Source organism: Actibacterium naphthalenivorans, from assembly GCF_014196965.1.
GTDB classification, from domain to species: Bacteria; Pseudomonadota; Alphaproteobacteria; order Rhodobacterales; family Rhodobacteraceae; genus Actibacterium_A; species Actibacterium_A naphthalenivorans.
The window spans coordinates 1-10,303 of sequence record NZ_JACIEQ010000025.1 but is presented as its reverse complement, the minus strand read 5'-3'; the positions used below and the strand labels follow the sequence as shown (position 1 = coordinate 10,303).

General features: G+C 64.5%; 6 protein-coding genes and 2 pseudogenes. 4 read left to right on the top strand and 4 right to left on the bottom strand.

What is annotated here, in order from left to right; translation table 11 throughout:
• The first annotated feature begins 273 nt into the window (after positions 1-273).
• Positions 274-1,140, top strand: a complete 867-nt coding sequence (locus GGR17_RS19810; RefSeq protein ID WP_009573528.1) for a TniB family NTP-binding protein — start codon at positions 274-276, stop codon at positions 1,138-1,140.
• Positions 1,137-1,406, top strand: a complete 270-nt coding sequence (locus tag GGR17_RS20660; protein ID WP_040402893.1) for a TniQ family protein — start codon at positions 1,137-1,139, stop codon at positions 1,404-1,406. The genes GGR17_RS19810 and GGR17_RS20660 overlap by 4 nt, the downstream gene beginning before the upstream one ends.
• A gap of 24 nt (positions 1,407-1,430) precedes the next feature.
• Here GGR17_RS20660 and GGR17_RS19800 read toward each other — a convergent pair.
• A pseudogene (locus tag GGR17_RS19800) lies at positions 1,431-4,223 on the bottom strand (Tn3 family transposase); the annotation flags it as partial.
• Here GGR17_RS19800 and GGR17_RS20440 point away from each other — a divergent pair.
• Positions 4,211-4,465 (top strand): annotated as a pseudogene (locus GGR17_RS20440) (hypothetical protein); the annotation flags it as partial. The pseudogenes GGR17_RS19800 and GGR17_RS20440 overlap by 13 nt on opposite strands.
• A 373-nt stretch (positions 4,466-4,838) precedes the next feature.
• On the opposite strand, the gene GGR17_RS19795 reads toward GGR17_RS20440, so the two are convergent.
• Positions 4,839-7,562 (bottom strand): cation-transporting P-type ATPase, encoded by a 2,724-nt coding sequence (locus GGR17_RS19795; protein ID WP_054540548.1) that lies wholly within the window; start codon positions 7,560-7,562, stop codon positions 4,839-4,841.
• Positions 7,563-7,697: 135 nt separating this feature from the next.
• On the bottom strand, positions 7,698-7,937 hold the full coding sequence (locus GGR17_RS19790; RefSeq protein WP_009574213.1) for a helix-turn-helix domain-containing protein: 240 nt from the start codon (positions 7,935-7,937) through the stop codon (positions 7,698-7,700).
• A gap of 254 nt (positions 7,938-8,191) precedes the next feature.
• Here GGR17_RS19790 and GGR17_RS19785 point away from each other — a divergent pair, with 254 nt between their 5' ends.
• Positions 8,192-9,019, top strand: a complete 828-nt coding sequence (locus tag GGR17_RS19785; protein ID WP_009574212.1) for a universal stress protein — start codon at positions 8,192-8,194, stop codon at positions 9,017-9,019.
• Positions 9,020-9,230: 211 nt separating this feature from the next.
• On the opposite strand, the gene GGR17_RS19780 is transcribed toward GGR17_RS19785, so the two are convergent.
• A complete protein-coding gene (locus tag GGR17_RS19780; protein ID WP_082386775.1) occupies positions 9,231-10,217 on the bottom strand; it encodes a hypothetical protein in 987 nt (328 codons plus the stop codon).
• Positions 10,218-10,303 lie beyond the last annotated feature (86 nt).

Here is a 10,303-nt window from a genome sequence, read left to right as displayed (position 1 = left end):
ATGTCGGATTTAAAGGCAAGATATCATATTTAATGGCAAAGCAGCCTCATTGATTTCGTTGACTTTCTTATGCCGCATTTAAGGGCTACGCGACAGCCGCCAAAACCCCCAAAAGCCGTTTGAAGGAGATGACCCGCGCCCGGCATGCCACCGAGGCAAAGAAGCCTTATGCCGACTTCGCTACGCCTTCCGCCTCGGCCCAGGCAAAGCTCGACCCGGATCGTCCGCGGCGGGTCTTCCCAATCGAGGATTGGTAAGGTGCCGGACCACCTCATGTCCGCCACCGTCCCACTCTTGCAGGCCGATGACGCAGTGCGGATCGCCCATGTGCGCGCGCCGCGCTGGATCAGCCATCCGGCGGCCGGCGCGGCGCATGACGCGATGCGACTGCTGCTTGAGCGACCGCCATCCCTGCGCCCACGCGGTTTGCTGCTTGCCGGTCCCTACCATAACGGCAAGACCATGATCGCCGAACGCTTCGCCGTCGAACATCTGCGTGTTGCCGAGCAGCAAAAGGTGTGGGTGATTCAGACCCGGGAAGGTGCAGGGCTGTCGCATTTCTATGCCAGCATCCTGTCCGGATTGCGCGCGCCACAAGCCGCTGGCTGGCGCAGCCTGGCCCGCGCCGGCGATCAGGTCGATCATCTTCTGGAGCGCCTGAAGCCGCGCCTTTTGATCTTCGACGAGTTCCACAGCGCGTTGCGCGGGCGGCGCGAGGATGTGAAGGCCATCTTCTCGTTCTTGCGGCGGATCGCACGAGTGCATGACATCTCACCCGTCCTTGTCGGCGAAATCGCGATCTACGATGCGGTGCATGACACGGACGAAATGGGCTCACGCTTCGATACGATCCCCATTCCACGCTGGGCGTATGACGAGGATTTCGCGACACTTCTGGACAGCCTTGAGGTAAGTCTGCCGCTAGCCAATGCCTCCGATCTGTCGCGCGAACCCTTGGCAAAGATCATCCACGATCTGTCAGAGGGGCTGATCGGCGAGGTTATCGAGATAGTCACCAGGGCGGCAGTTGCGGCAATCTCGCGCGGTGAGGACCGGATCACGGGCGCAACCCTGTCGGACCTTGGCTATGTGCCTCTCTCGAGGCGCCGCAATTCCGCTTTGCGTCACGAGATGACATGAGGTTTGGGCCGACCGGGATCTCCGTGACGCCTGCAGAGCGGTATGAAGGCGCGGCGGGAAACCGTTGGCCCATGAGCATTATGCCCGCACCAGGTGAACTTCTGTCGAGCTGGCTGCACCGCCTCGCTTACGCAAACGGCATACCTCCGCACTATTTTGGTGCGCTTCTCGGAGCGCCAGGTCAGAACTGGTCGGCACGGCTTGATCGGGCGTTGCCCGATCGCATCCTGCGGCTTTTGGGGGAGCATACCCACATAGGGGTCTGATGCCGGAGGGGGCAGAATCCTACGCTAAGCTTTTTTCGGCCACCTGTACTCCCCCGTGAGCAGGAGATGGGCCCATCCGAGGGGCGAGATGTGCGCCAGGAGGTTGGGCGAGCAGTCCAGGCCTTCGCGTCGGCGGCTGGCGACGGCCTGGCCGAGATGCTTGGTATTCCAGTAGATGACGATTGCGGCGAGGAGGTTCAGCCCGGCCATGCGGAAGTGCTGGCCTTCGGAGGTGCGATCGCGGATTTCGCCCTGGCGGCCGATGCGAAGGGCGTTCTTCAGGGCATGATGGGCCTCACCTTTGTTGAGCCCGATCTGTGCGCGGCGCTGCATGTCGGCATCGAGCAGCCAATCGATGATGAAGAGCGTCCGTTCGACCCGTCCGATTTCTCGCAAGGTGACCGCCAGCTCGTGCTGTCTGGGATAGGAGGCAAACTTCCGCAGGAGTTGGCTCGGCGGCATGGCCCCTGACGCCATGGTTGCCACGCTGCGCAGGATATCCGGCCAGTTCGCGGCGATGAGACGGTCTCTGATCTTGCCGCCGATCAGCCCCTTCAGCTCTTTCGGGCAAGCGGCCGGATCGAAGAGGTAGAGGCGCTTGGATGGCAGGTCGCGGATGCGGGGGATGAACTGGAATCCGAGCAGGGCGGTGACAGCGAAGACGTGGTCCGTGAAGCCGCCGGTATCGGCATACTGCTCGCGGATCTTCTGGCCGGCGCGGGTCATCAGCAGGCCGTCAAGGATGTAGGGCGCTTCGTTCACGGTAGCCGGAATGGTCTGTGTGGCGAAGGGTCCGAACTGGTCGGAGACGTGGGTGTAGGCTTTCAGCCCGGGTTCATGGCCGTACTTGGCGTTGATCAGGTTCATCGCCTCGCCCTGACGTGTCGTCGAGAAGAACTGGCCGTCGCTCGACGCGGTCTGCCCGGCGCCCCAGAAGCGTGCCATCGGCAACGCCGACTGTCCTTCGATCACCATGGCCAGGGCGCGCGCCATCGCCTCGCTCTCGACATGCCAGCGTGACAGGCGGGAAAGCTGGAAAAAGTCGTGCGTGTTCGTGGCCCCGGCCATCTTGCTGAGGCCGAGATTCAATCCCTCGGCAAGCAGCACATTCAACAGGCCGATCCTGTCCTTGCAGGGCGCGCCGGTGCGCAAGTGCGTGAAGGCCTCGGTAAACCCGATCTCATCGTCCACCTCCAGCAGAAGATCCGTGACCCTGACTTCCGGCAGGCGGCCATAGAGATCGAGCACCAGGGCGTCGGCTTCCTCGGGAACCGCCGCGGTCAGCCGGTCGATTTTCAAGGTGCCGTCCTCGATGGAGCCGCCGGGGATCGCCCCGGCCTTTGCCGCGCGCGCCAGTCGGCATATGGCATCGGACATGCGCAGCTTACGATCCGCCAGCCAGGCCTCAGGTTCGAAGGGCATGGCCAGCCTTGGCGTGTCGCGTGCGACCTCGACCGGGACCAGCGCTTCCTTCAGATCGCCAAATCTGCGCGAATGCCCGAGCCAGATATCGCCAGAACGGAAGGCTTCGCGCAGATGGAACAGGACCGCGACCTCCCAGAGTCTGCTTGCCTCGTCAGCATCCGCGTTCAGATGCCGCAACCATTTCGAGCCTCGACGAAGGAATGTCAGTGGCAGGACCGTCGCCGTCTCCGTGCCCGCGATGATCGCGCTCGCCGCCAGCAGCGGTTCCGCCACGGGCGCGGCGCAAATGTCGAGCGCCCGCAACATGCGCGGCGCGTAGCGCCGGAACCGATGATAACCGTGACCGACATGCGCCAGCGGATCGGCGGCCAGGGTGTCTGTGAGCTGGGTCGCCGTGGCGACAAGCCCCTTGAGCGATAGCCAATCTCCGGCATTGCCGACGGCCTCTTCGAGGGAGGCCCGGTCCTCATGCGCTTCCAGGAGGGCGGAACCGAGGGTGGCGAAGGATTGCAGGGTGTCCTTCAGCGCCGATTTGGCATCGTCCATCCGGGCGTCACATCGCGATTTCGCCTCGCGCCAGGTCTTGCCGACGATCCGATCGTGGGTCTCGACCACGGCGTCGGCAATGGCGCTGCGCCATTCCAGAGCACAGACCGCAAGAATGGCGAGACGGCGGTCACCCGAGATATCCCGCAGATCGCCCGCGAAGTATCGCTCGCCCTGCCGGCGAAGGCGGGCAACCCGGTGCGGCGGTACATTCGCCAGAGTGCCCCGGTCCAATTCCAAAGCCTGCAAGTATTCCAGGCGGTCCAGCAGGCGGTTCATATCAGCCGAGTTCCGCCCGATCTCGAACTGACGCAGCCAGACGAACCGCGTAACCGAGCCGCCCGCATCTTCGGTCAGAAGGGCATCGAGCTGCGTTCGCATGTCATCGTCCAGCCGACTGGCGATCCGGGCGTCGACCCGCCGTTCAGCCGCGACGAGCGCATCCGCGCAAAGCCGCTCGATGACCGTGATTCCGGGCAGGACGGTCTGGGCCGCCCGGCATTGCTCGACGAAGCGCCGTGCCAGATCCTCGTTCGACCGGGCGGTTTCGGCCGCACCTTCAAGCCAGATTTTCAGATCGCGCGCCCCACGGCCCGCGAACATCTTGTAACCATAGATTTCGCGCAAGGTGGCCAGGTGCTCATGCCGGGTCTCCTCGCGCGCGGCATATCCGGCCAGGTCATCAGGCCTTATCCCAAGCTGCGCTGCCAGAAAGCGCGTGACTGCCAGTGGAATGACCTCGCCCGGCACCAGCAGCCGCCCGGGATACCGCAGCGCGCAGAGTTGCAGGGCAAAGCCGAAGCGATTGTGCGGACGGCGGCGGGCATGGATGATCTCCAGATCGTCCCGCGGTCAAGCCGCCCGCGAGACCAATAACGGACCCCAAAGAGCGCGAATTGCTGAGACAGATGCAAGCCGCACCAACTGCGAACCGCCAGTTCCACGCGTCCGACTTGTGTCGCTTGATCGGACACGCTGCCTACGAAGCGCGGGTGCTCGATGTGATCCGCAAGTTTGGGTGCCAGAGGTTTTCAGCAACTTTGGCGGTGCACGGAAGAGCGGTGTTGGCAGGGGAGATTTCGCGGTGAACTTTGCGTCACATGCGTGGAAATTTCAGCCGCCACGACATCATCTTCCCAGCCTACAGTGCCTGCGAGCATTGACGAAGCAGACCTTCGCCTCGCGGCACATGAACCAACGCAATGCGGACTATGCTGTCGTTGGACACATCGACGCGAAAGTCGGCTTTGGGCAGCTTGACGAGAACGGTGGGTTTCGCCGGAGACACAAACCCTGGGCACGCTCCGCCCGCCATCGGAGATTTGGGAAAGGGCAGCCTAGCCGGACCGACAGACCACTGAGCTTCACAAATGGACTCCTTTGTGTCCCCGGGACATTGGAACGCGGACGGGACACGCGACTTGCACAAGGGCCGGCATCCCACACCAAGACGCCCCGGTTTCACCGCTGGTTCCCGCGTTCCGCCAGCGGCCCCCGAAACGCCAACCGCATCTGCTTTTCGGTCTCGATCAGGGCGAAGAACACAGCGCCGACGCCGACGATCAGCAGGCCGTCGGCAAGGGTCACGGCCTGCGTGCCGAACACCCTCTGCAACGGTGGCACGTAGGTGATGGCGAATTGCGCGGCGGTAACGGCGACCACGCAGGCCCAGACGATCCGCGTGCCGCGCACCGCAGCCCAGGTGAGCGAAGTGCCGTGGATGTTGCGGATGAAGAACAGATGGAAGATCTCCAGCACCACCAGCATGTTCATCGCCAGGGTCTGCGCCAGCGCCTGGTCGTAACCCTTGTCGATCGCGTAGAAATACATCCCGAAGACCGCGGTCAGGAACAGGGTCGAGACCAGCACGATGTGCCAGACCAGCTCGCCGGTCAGAAGCGGCTCGTCACGCGGACGCGGCGGGCGGCGCATGGTGCCGGATTCCGAGGGCTCGAAGGCCAGCGCGATCCCGAGCGTCACCGCGGTGATGAGGTTGACCCAGAGGATCTGCACGGCGGTGATCGGAAGCGCCATGCCCGCGAACAGGGCGACAATGATGGTCATCGCCTCGCCGGCATTGGTGGGCAGGGTCCAACTGATCACCTTCTTGATGTTGTCGTAGACGGTGCGGCCCTCGCGCACGGCGGCGGCAATCGAGGCGAAATTGTCGTCGGCCAGCACGAACTCGGCCGCCTCCTTCGCCGCCTCCGAGCCCTTCAGCCCCATGGCGATGCCGGCATCGGCCCGTTTCAGCGCCGGGGCGTCGTTCACCCCGTCGCCGGTCATCGCGATGGTCAGCCCATGGGACTGAAGCGCGGTGACGAGGCGCAGCTTGTGGGCGGGCGAGGTGCGGGCGAAGATGTCGGTCTCGACCACGGCATCGGTAAGCGCGGCATCGTCCATCGCTTCGACATCCGCGCCGGTCAGGACCCGTTCGTGGTTTTCGAGCCCGATCATCCCGGCGATGGCGCGGGCCGTCGCGGCATGGTCGCCGGTGATCATCTTCACCCGGATGCCGGCGGCGCGGCATTCGGCCACCGCCGCAATCGCCTCGGCGCGCGGCGGGTCGATCAGGCCGATCAAGCCAATGAGCGTGAGCGTGCCGTCGAGGTCGGTGGTGCTCAGCGCGGCATGTCCGCCCGGCACCATCCGCACCGCCACCGCAATCACCCGCTGGCCTTCGGCCGCAAGGGTGTCGACCATCTCGTGCCAATAGCCGGGATCGAGCGGCTCGGTGCCGCCACCGGCAGCGCGCTGGTCGCGGCAGAGCGCAAGCACCGCCTCGGGCGCACCCTTGACGTGGATCCGCGCGGCCCCCTCTTCGCTGTGGTGCAATACGGCCATGTAGCGATGCGCGGCGTCGAAGGGGATCGCGTCGTCGCGGCACCAGCTCTGGAATGGCTCAGCTCCGTCGCCGGTGATCTTACCCGCGAGCGCCAGCAGCGCCCCCTCCATCGGGTCGCCCTCGACATGCCAGTCTTCGCCGCGGACACGCAGGACGGAATCGTTGCACAGCGCTGCCGTGCGGGCGAATTCCATCAGCACCGCGTGGTCTTCCGGATGGGCGTCGGCCTCGCGCCAACGCACCGCGCCCTCGGGCGCGTAGCCGTTGCCGCTCACGGAATATATGTGCTCGGCGGCGGCGAGCGAGGCCACCGTCATCTCGTTTCGGGTAAGCGTGCCGGTCTTGTCGGAGCAGATCACCGAGACCGAGCCCAGGGTCTCGATCGCCGGCAGCCGGCGGACGATGGCGTTGCGTCGCGCCATCGCCTGCACACCGACTGCGAGGGTGATGGTGAGCACCGCCGGCAGACCTTCCGGGATTGCCGCCACCGAAAGGCCGACCACGGCCATGAACAGCTCGGAGAACGCCATGTGGCCCACGAAATACCCGTAAGCGAGCAGCACGGCGGCCAGCATCAGGATGAACACTGTCAGCCAGCGGGCAAACCGGTCCATCTGCGCCACGAGCGGCGTCGTCAGCGTTTCGACCTCCGCCAGCATCCCGCTGATCCGCCCGATCTGCGTGTGTCCCCCCGTGGCGGTGACCACGCCACGCCCGGTGCCGGCGGCGACCAGCGTGCCGGAGAACAGCATCGGCGTCCGGTCGCCGAGATCGGCGTCTGCGTCGACCGGCCGGGTGCCCTTGTCGACGGGGACAGATTCGCCGGTGAGGATTGCCTCCTCGGCCTTTAGCCCGCGCGCCTCGATCAGTCGCAGGTCGGCCGGCACCCGGTCGCCCGCCTCTACGAGCACGATGTCGCCCGGCACGAGGTCGGCTGCGTCGACGCTGACGCGTTTGCCGTCGCGCAGCACGGCGGAGTGCGGCGCGAGCATGCCCCGGATCGCCGCCATCGCCTGTTCGGCGCGGCCCTCCTGGATGTAGCCGATCACCGCGTTGACGATGACCACCGCGAGGATCACCCCCGTGTCGATCCAATGCTGGAGCGCCGCTGTGACCACCGCCGCGCCAAGCAGCACGTAGATCAGGACGTTGTGGAAATGGGCGAGGAACCGCAGCACCGGACTGGGTTTCGGCGGTTCGGGCAGGCGGTTGGCGCCGTACTCCGACAGGCGGCGAGCGGCCTCCTCGGTCGAGAGGCCGGCGTGGGTCGTGTCGAGCGTGTCGAGCGCGTCGCCGGCATGTTGGGCGTGATACCGGGCGGCCATGTCTGGGTGGGTCATTTGCTCCTATTCCTTTCCGGCGCCGAGCGTGCCAAATCGCGGCTTGGATCCTTGGCGCGCGTCCGATCCCGACGCGCGTGATGGGGGCAGCCGAACGGACGCGCCACCGCGAAGCGCGCGTCTGTCCGCTCATAATCAGCCGCCGTGGTCTGGCGTGCTGTCCGCGGCGGCGGCGCCGTCTTCGAACGCCTCATCGCGCGCGCGGGTCTCGCGGCGCGTCAGGAAATCTTCGAGATCCCGGTCGGCGATTCGCCAACCTTTTCCGATGTCGATCGCGCGCAAGGCCCCGTCCTTGATCCAACCGCGCACCGTCGCCTCGCTGACCTCCAGGCGGTCGCCGATTTCTTTCACGGTCTGATACAGCTCACGTGGCATCGGATATGCCTGTTTGGTCTCGATAGATGCAGAATACCCACTTTTGGGCCGTTGAGTTTGATCTAGGTCAAATATCGCACGGTTTGGTCGTGTTTTAATGACGCCGTCATCGAGGGGCCCAGGACGAAGCCGGGGCGACGGCGCCACGTGGTCCCAGGACCGCAGATGCCCCTCTGCCCACGCCGTGCCGACACGGACAGGCAGCACTTCGGTGCGAGACACCACACTTCGCCGGACCGAAAGGAGCACAATTCATGCAGATCAAGTCCATCCTGATTGCCTCGGATCTTTCGGCGCGATCGGATCGCGCCCTACAACGCGGCTTCCTCCTTGCCGGCGAGTTGGGCGCGCGCGTGCGCGTCGTGTCGATCGTCGATGACAGCGTTCCGGAAAGCCTGACGACGGATCTTGCCGAGAAATATCGCATCCATCTGGAGGCGTCCGCACAGAGCCTGGCCGGGGAGGTCTCCTACGAGGTCCTGGTCGAGACCGGCGATCCGATCACGCGCTTGGTTGATTTGGTGAATTCCGCCGAGTTCGACCTCGTCGTCGCCGGCCGGCACCGTGACAGGGGCTTTCTCGATGGGCTCAGGCCGACGACTGTGGAGAGCTTGGTCGCCCGGTCTCTCACTCCAGTGCTGCTCGTCACCGACCCGGTCCATGGCAGCTATAATCGTGTGCTGGCGCCGGTCGCGTTCTCATCCGCGTGCCGACACGCGGTCAAGACTGCCCTCCACATTGCCCCCCAGGCGGCGTTCCGGCTCTTCCATCTATGGATGGCATCGTTCGAGGGCCTGACCGGCGGGCCATCGTCGGACTTCGCACGTGAAGTGCGGCGAGAAACCGCGGCTCAGGCAGCGGCTTGGACTGAAGGGTTTGCCACGTCCCTGCCCAAGGTCGATCTGGTGCATGGTGGGGTAGGATCTGGATGCCACCAAGAAATCCGAAGCTTTGCACCGGACCTGATCGCGGTCGGGGCCAATACCCGAAGCCTGTCCTTCACCGGTCTCGGCTCGTTCACGGCCGAACTCCTACGCACCCCGCCCACAGATCTTCTGATCGCGCGCGGGGCTGACACCTGAGGCGACGCCAGGTTCGCCGGGAGATGCCCCGCCGTCGCATCGGTGATGAACTGGCTTTGGTCTTGACGCTTTTTTGGCCGGTTCAGTGGAAGCGGAAATTGGCACTCCACACAGCCTCCGGCGCTCTGGGCTCTCTGCCGTCGCTCACCGCATTCAGAACTAATGGCGGCTTTCCCGCAGAACCGCGCTGGCGAATGGTTCGTCAAGGCCTCTAGATGGCGATCCGCCACATCCTGAAGCGTCCTTGTTGCGTCACTTCCCGGATCAGGCCTCTCTTTTCCATCCAGGCGAGGTTCCTTTGAAGCGCCGCGCGGCTTGCGCCTGTTAAGGCCCCTGCCATCGGGGCTGACACCAAAGGCCACTCTGTCAACGCCGAACGAAGAGCCGCCGGAGTTCGCCCCGAAAGCTGAGACATGGCGCCTTCCGCCCGAGCACTCCATTTCTCGGTATCGTCTAGATGACACATCGCCGTTAGAATTGCGCTGTTCATCCCATCTAACCAGCGTGCCAAGCGTTCGGTTGGCAAACCCGAGGCACGCAGCCCCCCTGCCCCGCCCATGGCGAGCGGTGCGAAGACGGCGCCGCTTCCATCGCTGGCCGCGATCCTGGACGCGGTGACGGCGGCTTCGATCTGGTCGCCGTACTGTCCGAGGCCTGCCAGACTCCAGAGGTGAAAACCCATGCAAGCCCTGGTGATCGGGTGGAGATCGGTTGCGGCTGTCATAACGTCCAGCCATCCACCCGCGCGATCCTCGAAACGCTCAGCGCTGCCTTCAATGTTCTCGGGATCGCGGCGATCCAGGAAGGCGGCCAAGTCAGCCTTCGGTCCGGGACCGCCTGTCAGGCGCCGAACAGCCCATCCAACTCTTGCCAGCGCATTTGGGTCATCCTGTGCACCTGACAGCCGCATCGATATCCAAAGCGCCAGACGATCAGAACTCACCCGATCCCCTGCGAACCAGCTAAGGTCCGCTGCCTCGATAAGAGCGAGGCGATGCCGCCAGCCTTCCGGGCCACGCAGCAGCCTGTCATCCAGAGCACCCAGGCGTCCAGCCACTCTTGCCAGTCGCGCAGCGTGAACGCCTTCTGCCTTCGCCCAGTCTTCGATGACGGCAGTGTCCGGCGGTTCTGCACGCGGCCCGGGAGGCAAATCATCTGGTTCTTCTTCGAATGGTCCCGGCAGAAACCAGTGTCGCAATTGCTTTGCCGTTTCATCAAAAAGTTCTTACAGGATTCCAGTAGGATGAAGCGTAATCCGACGTGGTATTTTACGTTTCGATTTCA